The 16,218-nt window shown below is 62.9% G+C and carries 14 protein-coding genes; 8 read left to right on the forward strand and 6 right to left on the reverse strand.

All coding sequences use genetic code 11. The features are described 5' to 3' along the window. Positions 1-91: 91 nt before the first annotated feature. The 3 genes from PQU92_RS04880 (at position 92) to phoB (ending at position 3,061) form a co-directional block, all read left to right on the forward strand. Complete coding sequence (locus PQU92_RS04880; protein WP_272747086.1) at positions 92-1,531, forward strand: ATP-binding protein; 1,440 nt, start codon at positions 92-94, stop codon at positions 1,529-1,531. Between the two features lie 120 nt (positions 1,532-1,651). After that, positions 1,652-2,338, forward strand: coding sequence for a phosphate signaling complex protein PhoU (gene phoU, locus PQU92_RS04885; protein WP_023460596.1), 687 nt, complete (start codon positions 1,652-1,654; stop codon positions 2,336-2,338). Between the two features lie 33 nt (positions 2,339-2,371). Then, positions 2,372-3,061, forward strand: coding sequence for a phosphate regulon transcriptional regulator PhoB (gene phoB, locus PQU92_RS04890; RefSeq protein ID WP_272747342.1), 690 nt, complete (start codon positions 2,372-2,374; stop codon positions 3,059-3,061). 39 nt (positions 3,062-3,100) lie between these two features. Here phoB and PQU92_RS04895 read toward each other — a convergent pair whose 3' ends face one another. The 3 genes from PQU92_RS04895 to PQU92_RS04905 form a co-directional block, all read right to left on the reverse strand. Next, positions 3,101-3,820, reverse strand: coding sequence for a M48 family metallopeptidase (locus PQU92_RS04895; RefSeq protein ID WP_272747087.1), 720 nt, complete (start codon positions 3,818-3,820; stop codon positions 3,101-3,103). Between the two features lie 2 nt (positions 3,821-3,822). Continuing rightward, positions 3,823-5,073: a polyhydroxyalkanoate depolymerase gene (locus PQU92_RS04900; protein WP_272747088.1), complete on the reverse strand. Its 1,251-nt coding sequence runs from the start codon at positions 5,071-5,073 to the stop codon at positions 3,823-3,825. Positions 5,074-5,181: 108 nt separating this feature from the next. Continuing rightward, complete coding sequence (locus PQU92_RS04905) at positions 5,182-5,790, reverse strand: SCO family protein (RefSeq protein ID WP_272747089.1); 609 nt, start codon at positions 5,788-5,790, stop codon at positions 5,182-5,184. 178 nt (positions 5,791-5,968) lie between these two features. On the opposite strand from PQU92_RS04905, the gene PQU92_RS04910 reads away from it, so the two are divergent. After that, positions 5,969-7,348 carry an ActS/PrrB/RegB family redox-sensitive histidine kinase gene (locus tag PQU92_RS04910; RefSeq protein ID WP_272747090.1) on the forward strand — a complete coding sequence of 460 codons (1,380 nt, stop codon included), beginning with the start codon at positions 5,969-5,971 and terminating at the stop codon, positions 7,346-7,348. Between the two features lie 4 nt (positions 7,349-7,352). Further along, the gene (locus PQU92_RS04915; RefSeq protein ID WP_272747091.1) at positions 7,353-7,943 is read left to right on the forward strand and encodes an ActR/PrrA/RegA family redox response regulator transcription factor; all 591 of its coding nucleotides are present in this window, start codon (positions 7,353-7,355) and stop codon (positions 7,941-7,943) included. 134 nt (positions 7,944-8,077) lie between these two features. Here the strand turns inward: PQU92_RS04915 and PQU92_RS04920 are convergent, their stop codons facing one another. Continuing rightward, positions 8,078-8,647 carry a hypothetical protein gene (locus PQU92_RS04920; protein WP_272747092.1) on the reverse strand — a complete coding sequence of 190 codons (570 nt, stop codon included), beginning with the start codon at positions 8,645-8,647 and terminating at the stop codon, positions 8,078-8,080. Positions 8,648-8,793: 146 nt separating this feature from the next. On the opposite strand from PQU92_RS04920, the gene PQU92_RS04925 reads away from it, so the two are divergent. The 3 genes from PQU92_RS04925 (at position 8,794) to PQU92_RS04935 (ending at position 12,348) form a co-directional block, all read left to right on the forward strand. After that, positions 8,794-9,105, forward strand: coding sequence for an autorepressor SdpR family transcription factor (locus tag PQU92_RS04925; protein ID WP_272747093.1), 312 nt, complete (start codon positions 8,794-8,796; stop codon positions 9,103-9,105). Further along, on the forward strand, positions 9,102-9,767 hold the full coding sequence (locus PQU92_RS04930; RefSeq protein WP_272747094.1) for an SdpI family protein: 666 nt from the start codon (positions 9,102-9,104) through the stop codon (positions 9,765-9,767). Before PQU92_RS04925 ends, PQU92_RS04930 begins: the two co-directional genes overlap by 4 nt. A 79-nt stretch (positions 9,768-9,846) precedes the next feature. Continuing rightward, on the forward strand, positions 9,847-12,348 hold the full coding sequence (locus tag PQU92_RS04935) for a PAS domain-containing sensor histidine kinase (protein ID WP_272747095.1): 2,502 nt from the start codon (positions 9,847-9,849) through the stop codon (positions 12,346-12,348). Here PQU92_RS04935 and creD read toward each other — a convergent pair. Then, positions 12,345-13,697, reverse strand: a complete 1,353-nt coding sequence (gene creD / locus PQU92_RS04940; RefSeq protein ID WP_272747096.1) for a cell envelope integrity protein CreD — start codon at positions 13,695-13,697, stop codon at positions 12,345-12,347. The genes PQU92_RS04935 and creD overlap by 4 nt on opposite strands. A gap of 134 nt (positions 13,698-13,831) precedes the next feature. Next, positions 13,832-16,183 (reverse strand): putative bifunctional diguanylate cyclase/phosphodiesterase, encoded by a 2,352-nt coding sequence (locus tag PQU92_RS04945; RefSeq protein ID WP_272747097.1) that lies wholly within the window; start codon positions 16,181-16,183, stop codon positions 13,832-13,834. Positions 16,184-16,218: the final 35 nt, after the last annotated feature.

The following is a 16,218-nucleotide window of genomic DNA, read 5'->3' on the forward strand; positions in this document are numbered from 1 at the left end:
AAAATACAGGGTGCCCTTGCGTATGGATAACAGGATATTAACGCACGCCAGCGTTCTATGGTTGCCTCACTCAGACTATATCGAAGCAGGCATGGCCAACAGACCCAAGAAAATCCGGGGCTATTTTCCGTTAAGTGTCGCTACCGGCATCATTATCCTCATCGTGCTGGCGATTATCGCGCCGAACGCCCCCTGGTTGATCTGGGTGGCGCTGACGGTGTTGGGGGTCTGCGCCTTTGCCATGAACCGCGACATCCGCAAGGCGCAGCAGGTGACCGCGCCGGCGCCGGCCCTCCCCGAACCCGTACGGGTTCAGCCCGAGGGGCCCAGCTTTCAGGAGGTCCTGCGCGCCATTCCTGATCCTGTCATGGTCGTTTCGGGGGTCGAGCCCAACGATATCGCCGGTCGCTGGGTGGTCTTTGCCAATACCGCCGCGCGCGAAGAGTTTCACATAACCGGCGAAAACGGGCTTCTGGTCTCCTCCGTGCGCAATCCCGAAGTGCTGGAGGCGGTCGACGAGGCCCTGTTCGGTAATATCCGCCGCGATACGGTGTTTGAAACCTCCGGCGCGCAGGACAAGTTCTGGCGCGCCTGGACCTCGCCGCTGCCCGTAGCCGAGGGGGCGCGGAAGCTGGCCCTGCTGGTGGTGCGCGATGAGACCGACATCCGCCGTATCGAGCGCATGCGCGCCGACTTCCTCGCTAATGCCAGCCATGAGTTGCGCACGCCCCTGGCCTCGCTAACCGGCTTTATCGAAACCCTGCGCGGCCATGCCAAGGACGACCTCAAGGCGCGCGACAAATTCCTCAATATCATGGCGGCGCAGGCCGAGCGCATGGGTCGGCTGATCCACGATCTTCTGTCGCTCAGCCGCATCGAGATGAACGAGCACGTGCCGCCGTCGGGCGAGGCCGACCTGTCTCTGGCGGCGCGCGACGTGATGGACAGCCTCAGCATTCTGGCGCAGGAAAAGGGCGTCACCCTGACCTTTACCGGCCCGGCGCCCGGCGCGATCAGTCTGGTTGCCGACCGCGACCAGATATTGCAGGTCGTCCAGAATCTCAGCGACAATGCCCTGAAATACGCGCCGCCCGGCTCGGAGATCGAACTGGAAATCCTCACCGACCGGACGCTGGAGCAAGCGATTGCCGCTCGCGATCCCGCCGCGGCCAAGCTGGTTCTGCTGCGCCCGGACCGTCGTGACGACTTCTATACCGTCATCCGCGTCAAGGACCATGGCCCGGGCATCCGGCGTGAATATCTGCCGCGGCTGGCCGAGCGCTTCTACCGTGTCGAAGGACAGAAATCCGGCGACAAGCTGGGGACCGGTCTGGGGCTGGCCATCGTCAAACACATCATCAACCGCCATCGTGGCGGTCTGGTGGTCGAATCCATTGCCCGGCCCTCGACCACGGACCGGGAACTGCTGGCCTACGACCTGCCGGATAAGGTGGCGGCGGTGTCCGACGATCTGACCACCTATACGGCTTTCAGCGCCTATTTCCCGCAGCCACGGCGGCTAAAAGCCTGATTATGAACCCGCTTTGCGGGAAAAATGACAGTTTTGCCGCTAAAACCTTGGGTAGGGCGCTCAGCTGTAATAAGCTTGTCACAAAATCCACATATGGGCTTTAGGCCAAGGACACCTGTCATGAACACGCACATCGTCAAAACCTACGGTGAAGAACTGGACCAGCTTTCGGCCGAAGTCGTCCTGATGGGCGGGCTTGCCGAAGCTCAGGTCGCCGACGCCGTCGAAGCCGTCGCCCGTCGTGACGTGGCGCTGGCGCAAAGCGTGGTCGTGCGCGACCAGAAGCTCGACGAGCTGGAAAAAGACATCGAGCGCAAGTGCATCCGTCTGATCGCCCTGCGTCAGCCTATGGCTGCCGATCTGCGCAAGACGGTTGCCGCCATGAAGATCGCCACCTCGCTGGAGCGTACCGGCGATCTGGCCAAGAATATCGCCAAGCGCTCGATGGTCATCGCCGAGGCCGAGCCGATGTCGCCGCTGACGCGCTCAATCGAACGTATGGGCAAGCTGGTCTCGTCGCGTCTGCGCGACGTGCTTGACGCCTATAAGTCGGGCAAGCTCGACATGGCCATGGCCGTCTGGTCGTCGGACACCGAGGTCGATGAGCATTACAACGCCCTGTTCCGCGAACTGCTGACCTATATGATGGGCGACCCGCGTACCATTTCGGCCTGCACCCACATCCTGTTCATGGCCAAGAACCTTGAACGCATCGGCGACCATGCGACCAACATGGCCGAACACATCCATTACGAGATCACCGGCGAGGATTACGTCGAAGATCGACCTAAGAGTTCAACCTTCTAAATTCTCAGCCGGAGCGGCTTTTTTCCCATGAGCGTGAAACCCTACATCATTGTCGCCGAAGACGAGGACGCCCTGTCCACCCTTCTGCAATACAACCTCGAAAAAGAGGGTTATGAGGTAGGAATCGCCGCCGATGGCGACGAAGCTCTGGTGATGATCGAGGAGCGTCTGCCGGACCTTCTGGTCTGCGACTGGATGATGCCCAAGGTGTCGGGCATTGAGGTCACCCGCCGCCTGCGCGCCCAGAGCGAGACGCGCAACCTGCCCATCGTCATGCTGACGGCGCGTTCGGAAGAGACCGACCGTATCCGTGGGCTCGATACCGGGGCCGATGACTATGTGGTCAAGCCGTTTTCGATGGTCGAGCTGGTGGCGCGCATCCGCGCCGTCCTGCGCCGCATCCGTCCGGGCCTCAGCGAGGACCGCGTGACCTTCGGCGAGATCGTCATCGACCGCCTGTCGCACCGCGTGCAGCGGTCGGGTCGCGACGTGCATCTGGGGCCGACGGAATACAAGCTGCTCGACTACCTGATGCAGCACCCCAAGCGCGTGTTCAGCCGCGAACAGCTGCTCGACGCGGTATGGGGCAATGATGTCTATGTCGAGGCTCGCACGGTCGACGTCCATATCGGCCGCCTGCGCAAGGCGATCAACAACGACAACGAGTTCGACCCGATCCGCACGGTGCGTTCGGCGGGCTATTCGCTGGATATGCAGGGCTAGCACCCCTTATACCTCCCCATCAAAGATGGGGAGGTATGATTACGCCCCATACCCGAACAGCGCTGTGCCGTGGGTTTTCAGCCACTGACGGGCAGGGCGATAATCCCCGAACAGCCGCTCGACCTCGGCCCAGAACCGGTCGCTGTGATCGGGGTGTTTGAGGTGGGCGACCTCGTGCGCGCAGACATAGGAAAAGACCGTCTCGTCTGCCATGATCAGCCGCCAGCTATAGCGGATCGCCTTGCGCCCCGGCGTACACGACCCCCAGCGCCCCTTGGCATCGAACAGCGACACCGTCACGCCGGTTGCCCCCAGCTGCTGCGCATAGAGTTCGGTATGGGCTTCGGCAAAGTCCTTTGCCGCCTTGCGCAGGAAACGCTCGATGCGCCGGTGATAGGCTTCGCCCTCGCCGCCGGCGCTCAGCACGCCGCCGATCAGGCGGGCGGCGGCACGGTCGCCGCTATGGGTGAGGCGCAGTTGCGAGCCGAGATAGGGGATGTCCATACCGGGCTGAAACATCCCGGCCACGGTACGCTTTTCCAGATGACCCAGTATCCAGTCGCGCCGCGTCAGGGCGAACTCGACGGCCTGAGATAAATCGCGCGGACGCGGCGCGGTGACGACCGCTTCGCCGGTCTTGTTGTCCAGCCGCAGCGAGATACGTCTGGCGCGTGCATTGACCCTGAGGCGCAGCCGGAATCCGTCGGCGTCGAGCACCTGACCGTTGGCATAATTCGTCTTCGACTTGGTTCCGAACACGCTTAAAGCGCGGCTTCCGTGCGGGCGATGAAGTCGCGGATCTTGGGGTAGATGCTCTCGCGGAAGCGGCGGCCATTGAAGACGCCATAGTGACCGGCGCCGGGCTGCACATAGAGTTCGCGCATGTCTTCGGGGATGTTCGGACACATGGCGTGGGCCGCCTGGGTCTGACCGACGCCGGAAATGTCGTCCTTTTCACCTTCGACGGTCATCAGGGCGATATCGGTGACGGCGTCCAGCCTTACCGGGCGGCCGTGGTGGGTCAGTTCGCCCTTGGGCAGGGCGAATTTCTGGAACACCAGATCGATGGTTTGCAGGTAAAACTCTTCGGTCAGGTCGAGCACCGACAGATATTCGTCGTAGAATTCGAGGTGCTTTTCGATACCGTCGCCGTCGTCATCGACCAGCGAGTTGAAATAGGACCAGTGGGCGTCCTTATGGCGCTCCTCGTTCATGCTCATAAACGAATAGAGCTGTACGAAGCCGGGATAGACGCGGCGACCGACGCCGGGATAGGGCGGCGGCACGTTATGGACCATGTTCGACTTGAACCAGGTGAACGGCTTTTCCTGCGCCAGATCGTTGGTGATCGTGGGGTTGAAGCGGGCATCGATCGGCGAGCCCATGAAGGTCATCGAGGCGGGGCGGCACGGATCGTTGTCCTCGGCCATCAGGCAGGCGGCGGCCAGCGTCGGCGGGCCGGGTTGGCAGACGGCGACGACGTGGGCACGCGCGCCGATCACCTTGAGCATGTCGCGGATATGGTCGATGAAGCTGTAGAAGTCAAAGCGGCCTTCGAGGACCGGCACCTGACGGGCATTGACCCAGTCGGTGACATAGACGTCGTGGTCGAGCAGGAATTCCTGCACCGTACCGCGCAGCAGGGTCGCATAGTGACCCGAAAGGGGCGCGACGATCAGGACGGCGGGGGCGGGTTTCTTGACGCCGGCGCGGCGCAGGTCGGTCGTGTCGCGCTGGAAGCGGACCAGCTTGACCCACGGGCTCGACCAGTCCTCGATCGTCTGAACGCGCACATCCTTGCCGTTGATGGCGACGCTGTCGATGCGCCAGTCGGGCTTGCCGTAGCGGCGGGTCACCGTGCTGAACAGTTCCGCCGAGGCATACATCTTGCGGCCGAACGGGGTTTCGGCGGCGGGATTGGCCTTGTTGCCCCAGAAATCGCGTGTCATCTGCGCGACACCGCGCAGGGGGGCGGCGGAATAATAGGCCATCTCGTGGAGCAGATACAGCATGGGCGCACTCAATCACATAACCGAAGCGGTTACGTTAACATAAGAGTCCTGCGAATATATTACGAGTCAAAATCGCCGTTCATTTCGCAAGTGCGAAACAAAAGTGCGTTATTGGCTCTTCATCGCGCCCCTTATGACGTCGGCGCTCTGTTCCGGCGTCAGGCCGTGGGTCAGCGGACTGACGAACTCGCCTTTGGGGTTCATCAGATAGATGACCGAGGTGTGGTTCATCGTATAGTCCTTGCCCTCGCCGACCTTTTCATAGGTGGCGCGGTAGGCCTTGGCGACGGCGGCGATCTGGTCCGGGGTGCCGGTCAGGCCGATGACGCCCTGCGGGAAGCCGCCACTGCTCAGATAGGCCTTCAGCGCCTCGGGGGTATCGCGTTCCGGATCGACCGTGATGAAGACGAACTGCAGCTTGTCGCCGTCCTTGCCCAGTTTCTTTTTGGCCTGATCGAGGGTTTGCAGTGTCAGGGGACAGATATCGGGGCAATAGGTAAAGCCGAAGAAGACGGCGGTCCATTTTTTGTTCAGCACCGCCTCGGTTTGCGGCCGGCCATACTGGTCGGTAAGGGTGAACGGCCCGCCGATGCGCACCGAACTGTCGGTGGTCGAGGTGGTCACAGGGCGGGTCAGGAGCGACGACCAGTAGATGGCGGCCAGGGCCCCCAGTCCGACGACCAGCAGGGCGATGATTGTCAGGCGCATCTTGTTCATCTAGGCTACCTATTCCCTTACCGTGCGCACATGTCGCATGGCGAAATGCCGCCGAAGCGCCTATAGCGCGTCTCAGGCTTTACTATGAGTGCTTCTGTATAGGCGAACCCGCACCGTGCGCCAACGGATTAAAACCTTCCTGTCATCATTTGCCGCACCCCCGCGCGAGGGTGGGCCCGTGTTCGACTGGGCGGGATTTACGCCGTCGCCGCTGAACCTCGACGGCGACAGCCTGCGCCTGCGTACCCTGGTCGGCCTGAGGTGGCTGGCCATACTGGGGCAGGGCCTGATGGTCGCCGTGGTGGCGCTGGGCTTCGGCTATGAAATCCCCCTGTGGCCCTGTGTAGCCGTGATCGCCGCCAGCGTCTGGCTCAATCTGCTTCTGCTGCTCAACGACCGGCGCAAACGGCTGGACGACTGGGATGCGGCGCTGCAACTGAGCTTCGACTGCGGGCAGCTGGCGGTATTGCTGGGCCTGACCGGCGGCCTCGACAATCCGTTCTGCCTGATGCTGATCGCCCCGGCGACGGTGGCCGCCGCCAATCTGCCGACGCGCTATGGTTTCGGCGTCGTCGCCGTGGCCCTGCTGGCGACCTCGGCCCTGGTCGTCTGGTCGATGCCGCTGCCGTGGGCCGACGGGCAGGTCTTTGTCATGCCGCAGCTTTACCGGCTGGGGTTTCTGGCGGCCATCCTGATCGGTATCGTCTTTACGGCAGGGTATGCCTGGCATGCGGCGCTGGAATCCCGGCGCATGGCGCAGGCGTTATCGGCCACGCAGGCCGTGCTGGAAAAGGAACACCGCTTGTCGGCGCTGGGCGGTCTGGCGGCGGCGGCGGCGCACGAACTGGGGACGCCGCTCGGCACGATTCAGGTCGTGGCGCGCGAAATGATGCGCGGTGTCACCCCCGGTACGGCCCTGTACGAAGATGCCGAACTTCTGGTCAGCCAGAGCCAGCGCTGCCGCGACATCCTGAAAAACCTCGCCCAGCGTCCGGAGACGCGCGATCAGGTCCACGACCAGATTCCGTTGCAGGCCTTTCTGGAAGAGGTCGCCCGGCCCTTTCGCCACGAAGGCAAAGCTATCCATATCGCGGTCACCATGGACGACGATCCGACCGGCGATGCGGGCGACCGCCTCAGTATCAAACGGCGGCCGGAATGGCTGCACGCCCTGTCGGCCTTTGTCGAAAACGCCGTCGATTTCGCCCGGACGGCGGTGTGGATCTCGGTCGATATCCGCCCGCGCCACGTCAGCCTGCGTATTCAGGATGACGGCCCCGGCTTTTCGACGGAGATCCTGTCGCGCATCGGCGATCCCTATATTTCGACGCGCGGCTTCGATTCGCGGCCGGAGACCTCGACGCACGGGGGCATGGGTCTGGGCTTTTTCATCGCCAAGACCCTGCTGGAACACACGGGTGCGGCCGTGACCTATGGCAATGCCGAGACAGGCGGCGCGTTTGTCCGCGCCTTCTGGCGCCGCGACCTGATCGATATCGTGCCAACCACGGATGTGACGGGGGACGACATCGCGCCCCTAAGTCGCGTTAAGGAGTAAGACCATGAGTGAAACTGAACACCCTGCCCCGCTAACGGCGTCTGCGATCGAGGCCCATGTGGCGGCCCTCGCCGACCGCAGCCTGATCCTGCTCGACGATGACGCCCCGTTCCGTCAGCGTCTGGCACGGGCGCTGGAGTCGCGCGGCTTCAGCGTGACCGCGGTCGACAGCGTCGCGGCGGCGCTCAAGGTGATCGAAAGCGATCCGCCGGCCTTTGGTGTGATGGACATGCGGCTCGAAGACGGCAACGGCCTCAAGGCGATCGAGACCCTGCATCAGGCACGCCCTGACGCGCGCGCCATCATGCTGACTGGCTACGGCAATATCGCCACCGCCGTGGCGGCGGTGAAGTCCGGGGCTATCGACTACCTGTCGAAGCCTGCCGATGCCGACGATGTGGTAAAGGCACTTCTGGCATTACAGGATCATACGCCCGCGCCGCCGGAAAACCCGATGTCGGCGGATCGGGTGCGTTGGGAACATATTCAGCGCGTCTATGCCCTGTGCAATCACAATGTCTCGGAGACCGCGCGGCGACTGAACATGCACCGCCGGACGTTACAACGCATTCTGGCCAAACGCGCACCGAAGTAGTCGAGGCGTTCTGAGGGGCTGCGAAAGCTCATCGGTCTGCGATACGCTGCTCACGTACTCAAGTACGCTGCGCTGCGTTTCTCGTCCGCTAAACTTTCTCGCCGCCTCATAACGCCTCTTTGGTAAGAGTCATGTTACTCGTCCGGAATGATAATGTCCGGATTGTCGGGCGGAATGAACTCGAACAGACCGATATCGAGGGCCTTTTGCGGGCGATAGGCCATTAACGGCGCATGCGCCAGCGCCCGCACCTCTTCGGGGGTCAGTTCGATGTCGAGCGCCTTCTTGCGCACGGCCCGGGCCTGAAGGTGCGGTGTGATCGACGGCGGCTTCAACCGGGCCCGGAGCGATCCGATCTTCCAGTAACCGATGGACAGCTTCCATTGTGGCGCGGGTCCGGCAGGCAGGGTCGGCCAGCGCTGCCCCTCCCGCATGACCGGCGCGGTGCGGGTGCGCGGTTTGGCCGTGCGTTCGAAGCCGCAGACCAGGGCCGCAAAGGGTGCGTTCAGCAGGGCATCGTAGTGTTGCCGCGCCGCCGCTTCGCTGGGAAAGGCGGGTTCAAGGGTTTCGCGCACGAAGGTGACGGGCTTGCCGCTGAGGTCGCTGGCCTCCCGCTCGCGCGCCGCCGTCCTGAGGCCGCTGTCCGGCCAGTTCAGGGCGATTTCGAGCGCGTTGTGAGCGATGGGATAGGCGATGGCGGACATGGCCCCAGTCTATAGGATGACGTCCCTTAACAAAACCCACCGTCGCGCGATTTATGCACAGGGCTTGACGGCGGAGCAATTATTTGGTATTTGCCGAAATAACAAATTTACGTACCCTTCAAAACGTACGCCCCCGGAGACCGGCCATGTCCGAAGTCTATAAGGCCCTCAGCGACCCCACGCGGCGACAGATTCTGGAAATGCTGCGTGACCGCGAAATGAGCGCGGGTGATATTGCCGATCGTGTCGCTGTATCCAAGCCGACCCTGTCCGGCCATTTGTCGACGCTCAAGGCCGCTGGTCTGATCGATGTGACGCGTCAGGGCACCAGCCTCATCTACCGGCTCAATGTGTCGGTTCTGGAGGAGGCGATCATGGCCCTGATGAGTGCCTTCAGGATCGGACAGACCGTTCCGTCTGCTGCGCATTCAGCGGATGCAAAAGGGGAAACCATATGAAAGCGGGATTTGCCAGCTGGCCGGGGGTGAAGATATTCAGTCTGCTGACGATTACGGGTCTGATCGGCATCAGCCTGTGGGCGCGGACCCGGTTGCCGGACGCGCTCATAGCGACACATTTCGGCCCCGGCGGTGTAACAGACGGTTTCATGCCACGCGACGAAGCCCTCATGGCCGGGCCGATGCTGGCGGTGATGCTGACGCTGGTGTTGTGGCTTCTGCCGTACTTTCAGCCGAAGAATGGCAAGGTCGAGCGCTCCGCCCGCATCTATGGCGTGGCGTGGATGCTGACGCTAGCCGTGGTGGCCGCGGCGCATCTGTTCATCGTCGGCAAGGCGCTCGGCATGACCGCCAATGTACAAGGGCTGACGCTGCTGCCGGGCGTTCTGTTTATCGTGCTCGGCAACTTCCTGCCCAAGACGCGCTTCAACTACATCATCGGTGTACGGACGCCGTGGACCCTGTCGAACGAGCGCGTCTGGGATCGCACCCATCGTCTGGCTGGGCCGGTCTTCATGCTGACGGGGCTTGTCATGCTCATCGGGGCATGGATGATGCCGGTGGATTATCAGCATACGGTCATTCTGACCGGGGCGCTGGGCTCGACCCTGATCCTGACGATCGCCTCTTACGTCTTTGCGCGCCAAAACCGTACCGTATAAGGCTGAATCACCATTTTATTGGGTGGTTGAATCAAGTTGCACTATTATGGCAGGCAACTGATTCGTTTTAGGCGACACCATGACGGTTGCAACCATTGCATTTGCCGCTGCGGCGGGGGCGACGGCCCTGGCGTTTTCGACCACCGTGCTGGCATGGCGGATGCGCGCCAGACTGACGGGTCTGAGCGAGGGTTTCCGCAGCCGCCTCGATGTGCAGCATACGGTTCTGGGCGAGCTGGACGCCGCGACCTCCGCCTTCGACGAAGCCTTTCTGGCCATCGAAGGCGATACGGTGCGCCTCGTCTGGGGTGAAGAGACGCTCACGACCGTCGCGGGCGCGCTGCGGATCGCGGTCCCGGACTCAGGCGCCGCGCCGCTGGTCATCGAAGCCCTGGCCGCCACGTCCAAAGAGGCGGCGGACGCGCTCAAGGCCCTGATCGCCGAAGGGAAATCCTGCCGTTTCGAGGTGTTTGCCGAAGCCTCGGGCGGGCTGGTCTCGGCGCAGCCCAAGGGCATGACCCTTGTGGTCGAAGGCCGGTCGTCGGGCGCTACCGCGTGGGTGCGTCTGGCCATTGCCTCGGCCCGGACGTCGCTGTCATCGGGACCGTTCGCCCAGATGGCCAATCGACTGCCGACGCCGTGCTGGGTCGTGCGCGACGGACAGCTGGTGTGGGCCAACCACGCCTGGCTCAGCGCCGTCGAGGCGCAAAGTCTGGAGCAGGCCCGCGCCGACCATCTGGGGCTCGACCGTTCGACCGATGCACTGGTCACCGAGGCGGGCGAACAGAATATCCGTCGCGAAGGCTTCCGCTGGCTGACCATCGAGGGTCAGCGCCGGGCCTTTCAGATCATCGCCGAGCCCCTGTCCGATACCTATGTCTGCGCCTACGCCATCGATGTGACCGAGGCCGAAGAAAGCCGCGAAGCGCTCAAGCGCCACGCCAAGGCCCACGACGAGACGCTGGATCGCCTCGAAGACGCCGTCGCCATCTTCGGTCCGGAAAAACGCCTGACCTTCCATAACAGCGCGTTCGAGACCCTGTGGGATCTGGAACCGGCGTGGCTGGCCGAGCGCCCCACGCACGGCGAACTGCTGGAACGCCTGCGTCAGAAGCGCAAATTGCCGGAAACCTCGGATTTCACCCAGTGGAAAGCGCAGGAACTGGAATTCTATGGCCTGACCGAAGCGGCCCCGGACGAGATGTGGTCGCTGCCGAACGGGCGGTCCTTGCGCGTCGTGCGTCAGCCGCACCCGCTGGGCGGGCTGCTGCTGCTGTTTTCCGACAAGACGGGCGAACTGAAACTCAAGGCGCAGTTCAACTCCCTGATTCAGGTTCAGCGCGCCACCCTCGATCAGCTCAACGACGCCGTCTCGGTCTTCGGCTCGGACGGGCGTCTGCGTCTGCGCAACGCGGCCTTCGACAAGTTCTGGGCGCTGTCGGCCGAGGATATGGTGGCCAATATCGACTTTGCCCAGATGGCCGAACTGTGCATCCCGCTGGTCCACGACCGCGGTTTCTGGAGCGAACTGAAAGCCCGCGTCACCGACACCGATCCGGTCGCCCGCGCCCCGCAAACAGGCGAGGTCAAGACCTCCGACGGGCGACTGGCGCAATGGCGGACCCAGCCCCTGCCCGATGGTGCGACTCTGGTGGCGTTCAGCGACATCACTACCCGTCGGGCGCTGGAGCAGGCCATCGAGCAGCGCGATCTGGCCCTGACCGAGTCGGTGCGCCTGAAACGCGACTTCGTCGCCAATGTCTCCTACGAGCTACGGACGCCGCTGACGACCATCGTGGGTTATGCCGACCTGTTGCAGCGTCAGGCCAATGCTGCCGAAGCCGATCCGATCGAGGCGCGCAACCGCAACTACCTTAACGCCATTCAGGCCGCCGCCTCGGTTCTGGCGCGCTCGATCGACGACGTGCTCGACATGGCGCAGATCGATGCCGGTGAAATGTCGATGTCGCTGTCGGAATTCAACCTGTCGCGCACGGTGGCCGCGGCGCTGGGGCGTCAGGCCGATACTCTGAGCGCCAAAGGCATTCGCTTCGACTATACGGGCCTCGATACCACGGCGCTGGTGCGGGCCGATCAGGCGCGTCTGGGGCAGGTGCTCGATCATCTGCTCGACTACGCTCTGCGCAACGCCGCTCAGGAAGGGCAGGTCGCCATCCGCAGCCGCAAGGACGGCGATACCCTGACGCTGGAAATCGGCTATACCGGGCGCGGTATTCCCTATCATACGCAGGCCCACATCTTCGATCGTTTCGTCGGACGTGAACGCGGCGGGCCGGGTCTTGGTCTGGCTCTGGTCAAGGCGCTGGTCGAACTGCACGAGGGCTGGATCACGCTGGAGTCCGAGCCGTCGTCGGGCGCGACCTTCGCCATCCATCTGCCGCGTCAGAGCGGGGTCGGCCACGAAGACCCGGTCAAGGCCCCCCTCCCGGAAGAGGTGACGACCGAGGCGCCTCAGGAAGAGCCCGAAGCGCCTGTCGCCGACCTGCCGCCCGAAGCGAAGGCGCTCGGCCTGACGGCGGAGACCTTCGCCCAGGCGAAGAAGATACTGGGTATGGCTTAGGACTCCTTCGTCCCGTACCAGTTGATATTCCGTGTCAGGATCATCACCGCCGCGATGACGAGGAAGGCCGAGACCGCGCCGACCAGTAGGGCGTAGTCTTCCATGCGCATCAGTATATAGATCAGACCGTATAATCCGCTGAACACACCCATGGCGGCCGCAAAGCGCCATTTCGAGTGGAAGACCAGACCGGCATAGCCGGCGATCAGCAGCACGGTCGCTCCTGCTGCGACGAAGAAAGCGGCGTCGAACCCGATGCGTTCGGCGAACGATAACAGCAGCAGATAGAAGGTGATCTGCGCAAGCCCGACCAGAATATATTGCGCCGGGTGCAGCTCCTTCTTCGAGGTGCTTTCGAACAGGAAATAGGTCAGGAAGACGAGGCCGACGAACAGCATGGCGTATTTCAGCGACCGTCCGACGCTTTGGTACGGATTGGTCGGCTCGACGAAGGTCACCGACAGCTCGGACTTACCCAGCGAGGCCAGCTGGTCCCGGTCGATGACGGCGGGCAAGCCTCGCGCGATGAACGGTACGGACCAGTTGGCCGTAAAGCCTGTTTTCGACGTATCGCGTGTCGCGGGCAGGAAGCCGCCGCCGAAGGACGGGTACGGCCAGTCGCCCGTGACGGTGGTCTCCGACGATTTGCCATAGGCCAGGATGCCGATCTTTTCCGAACCGGTGAAGACCATATCGACATCGACGGTCAGGTTTGCATTGGGGTCAAGCGTGCCCAAGCCTGCGGCAAACAGGTCGAGATCCTGCCCGTCGGGGGTCACGCCGGGCGCCCCGGCCCCGGCCGGGGCAACGGTCGTCGCCAGGCCATTGATATGGGCGACGATGTCCTTGCGGGCACCGCGCGAATCCGAAGCGCCGGTGAGCAACTGCGCCTTGTCCCACATCAGTACCGCGCCGGGGTGGCTGGCCGCGACGTCTTTCAGGTCGAAGCTGGCATTGAATTTGAGACTGGCCTCGTACACCGGTACGCGAAAGATCGAGCGCGAGCGGACCTCGCTTTTGGTCGCGACCTTGGCCAGACCTTTGGCCGGGAAGACGATCAGGTGGCCGGTTTCCTGCGGCAGGGTGATGCGGTTGCCCTTCTCGTCGGTCGAGAGGCGGGGGGCGATGGCATAGGGCACCTGAATGACCGGACCGAGGAAGACCTGTTCGCCCCCCATCTGGCTGCCGATCTCGCGCGCGACGCCTTCGGCGCGATGGGTGCGTTCCATGAGGAGCGCAAAGACGAGCAGGGCGGGAATAGCCATCAGCACCGCCAGGACGCAGACGACGAGCAGCTTAGTCCCCTTGGACCGGCTGACCTTCATCGGAGATTTGGGGAAGTCGTTCATGACGTATCTCTCAAAAATTGAACAATGTTCATTTTGATGAGAATTATGGCGATATTAGAGCATGCTGCGAAAAAGTGGCACCCGGTTTTTCGCGACAAGCATGCGTCCCCTAAGACCCGGACCCGGGTTCGCAACTATTGTGCCGTGAGCGCGTCGTATTTGCGCGGCTGCGCCTCACAGGCGCGCAACCAGACTTCCAGCGCATCGATCGGCATGGGGCGGGCAATCCCGTAGCCCTGCGCCATGTCACAACCCATTCCGGCCAGAAGCGCCAGGGCCGTATCGTCTTCCACGCCTTCGGCGGTGACCTTCATGCCGAGCCCGTGCGCCAGATTGATCGTCGCGGCGACCAGAAGCCGTTCGCGCTGGCCCTTTTCCATCTCCATGATGAAGGAGCGGTCGATCTTAAGTTCCTGCGCCGGGATCATTTTCAGATAGGACAGCGACGACAGGCCGGTGCCGAAGTCGTCGAGCGATACCTCGATCCCGGCGGCGACGAAGCGTTCGATGGCGGCCAGACCGACCGTCGGGTCTTCGATGACGGCGGTTTCAGTGATTTCAAGGCAGAGCTTGCCGGTGGCCTGCGCGCAGATGGCCAGGGTCTGTTCGGTATAGTCGCGGTCGGTCAGCAGGCGGCCCGAATAGTTGACGCTCATGGCGATGTCGAAGCCGAGCGATTTCAGATAGGCCTGATCGCGCAGGGTGTTTTTCAGCACCAGAAGCGTCAGATCGCGGATAAAACCGGTTTCTTCGGCCAGCAGGACGAAGCGCTGCGGCGAGACCATGCCGCGCGTGGCGTGGTCCCAGCGCACCAGCGCTTCGGCAGCGGTGACGCGCCCCAGCCGGTAATCGTATTTCGGCTGATAGAAGGTCATCAGGTCTTCGTTATCGAGCGCCGAATGCAGTTCATCGGTCAGCAGCACGTTGTCGGCCAGCTCGTCATAGGTCTTGGGATCGAACGCGGCGGTCTTGACCTTGGCGGTGCGCGCCTGATCGAGGGCAATCAGCGCCTTTTCGATATATTCGGCGGCGGTTTGCCCCGTCTGAGGCACCGGATCGTAGCCGATGACGACGCCGATATCGACCATCTGATCGTCGATGGAGACGCGGGCGTCGAGCTTCTGTACAAGGGTCGCGGCGAAGTCCGGCGCCAGATCGAACTGGAAGGTGTCCTCCGGACGGGGCAGGACCATGCCGATAACGTCGGGCCCCAGCCGCCCGATCAAGGCGTCGGGATCGAGGTCGCGCAAAAGATCGGACAACGCATTGATGACGCCGTTCGAGGTCTTCATACCCCAGATCGACCGGATATGGCTGAAGCGTTCCACCCCGATGGCATAGATCAGCGGGCGTCCGCCCTCGTCCGTCAGGGCACCAATGCGGTCTTCCAGCGCCGCGCGATTGGGCAGGTCTGTCGTCAGATCGTGCCGCGCCATATGCAGAATGCGCTGTTCGCGCTCATGGATCGACACGGCCATGGCGTTGAAGGTGGCCGCAAGGTCGGCGATCTCATCTTTCGAATGCAGGGTGACCAGTTCGGTTTCCCCGGCCTTCAGCTTTTCGGCGGCGTGATTGAGCATCAGGATCGGACGCGTCAGGGTCCGCGCCAGAAACAGGCTGGCCAGAATCACCGCGCACAGGGTCAGGCCGCCCAGCCCCATGAGGATGAACAGCAGGGTCTGGTATGAACTCAGAGCCTTGTTCAACGGATAGGACAGGAGCAGGAGGCTGGGCTGAGCCTCGTTCAGGCCGGGCAGGGCGGTCGCAACGGCGATGATCTGGCCCTGCGTGCCGGGTACGATCTCGGCCCGGGTATGCTGTTTCTGGTGGGCCGCGAAACCCGACAGGTCGCGGATCGCCTCGACCGAAAGATCGCCGGATGTCGACCGCCAGATCCCTTTGGCATCGGGCGAAATGATCGCCGCATCCAGCGGGATCGAGGACAGGGTCTCAAGCCCTTTCATCTGCGCGCGATCGACGCGCAGGGCGAAAACGACCCATCCCATAGGGTCGGGCGCCAGTACCGGGGCGATGACGGTCGAATAGGCCTGCCCGTTGACGGTGATGATGCCGGTCCGCGCCTCGATGGGCTGTGCGTCCATAACGATGGCGGCGATATTGGCGGCGATCGGACTCTGTGCCCCGGCCAGCACCGTCCCGTCAACGGCGACGATCAGGCCTTCGTCGGCCTGCACCCGGCTGCGGAGATTGTCGAAAGCCGAAGCCACGGTCGGCAAGTCGCCATTGGCCAGCGCCGACTTGAAACCGAAATCGCGCGCCAGAAGTTCGGCATTGGTCTTGATCGCCTCGGACTTCTGGCTCCACAGCCGGGTAAAGACCGAGGTCGCCGCGCCCATCTCGTTCTGTACGTTCTGCTTGGCGTAGGCGATGATCGCAAACTGCGCGGCCAGCCCAAGGAACAGCAGGGCGAGGCTGAACACGCCGCCGTACAGGATCAGGAGTTTGGTGCGCAGATTGCGGAACATGGAGCCGGCCGGGAGCGGAAGTCGGGGCGGAAGAT

The organism is Asticcacaulis aquaticus (genome assembly GCF_028550415.1).
In the GTDB taxonomy this organism is placed as follows: Bacteria; Pseudomonadota; Alphaproteobacteria; order Caulobacterales; family Caulobacteraceae; genus Asticcacaulis; species Asticcacaulis aquaticus.

Excerpts from the sequence above, each read along its gene's own strand:
- PQU92_RS04880 (WP_272747086.1), top strand. The coding sequence starts at position 92 with ATGGCCAACAGACCCAAGAAAATCCGGGGCTATTTTCCGTTAAGTGTC.
- phoU (WP_023460596.1), top strand. The coding sequence starts at position 1,652 with ATGAACACGCACATCGTCAAAACCTACGGTGAAGAACTGGACCAGCTT.
- PQU92_RS04900 (WP_272747088.1), bottom strand. The coding sequence starts at position 5,073 with ATGCTGTATCTGCTCCACGAGATGGCCTATTATTCCGCCGCCCCCCTG.
- PQU92_RS04905 (WP_272747089.1), bottom strand. The coding sequence starts at position 5,790 with ATGAACAAGATGCGCCTGACAATCATCGCCCTGCTGGTCGTCGGACTG.
- PQU92_RS04915 (WP_272747091.1), top strand. The coding sequence starts at position 7,353 with ATGAGTGAAACTGAACACCCTGCCCCGCTAACGGCGTCTGCGATCGAG.
- PQU92_RS04920 (WP_272747092.1), bottom strand. The coding sequence starts at position 8,647 with ATGTCCGCCATCGCCTATCCCATCGCTCACAACGCGCTCGAAATCGCC.
- PQU92_RS04925 (WP_272747093.1), top strand. The coding sequence starts at position 8,794 with ATGTCCGAAGTCTATAAGGCCCTCAGCGACCCCACGCGGCGACAGATT.
- PQU92_RS04930 (WP_272747094.1), top strand. The coding sequence starts at position 9,102 with ATGAAAGCGGGATTTGCCAGCTGGCCGGGGGTGAAGATATTCAGTCTG.
- PQU92_RS04935 (WP_272747095.1), top strand. The coding sequence starts at position 9,847 with ATGACGGTTGCAACCATTGCATTTGCCGCTGCGGCGGGGGCGACGGCC.
- creD (WP_272747096.1), bottom strand. The coding sequence starts at position 13,697 with ATGAACGACTTCCCCAAATCTCCGATGAAGGTCAGCCGGTCCAAGGGG.
- PQU92_RS04945 (WP_272747097.1), bottom strand. The coding sequence starts at position 16,183 with ATGTTCCGCAATCTGCGCACCAAACTCCTGATCCTGTACGGCGGCGTG.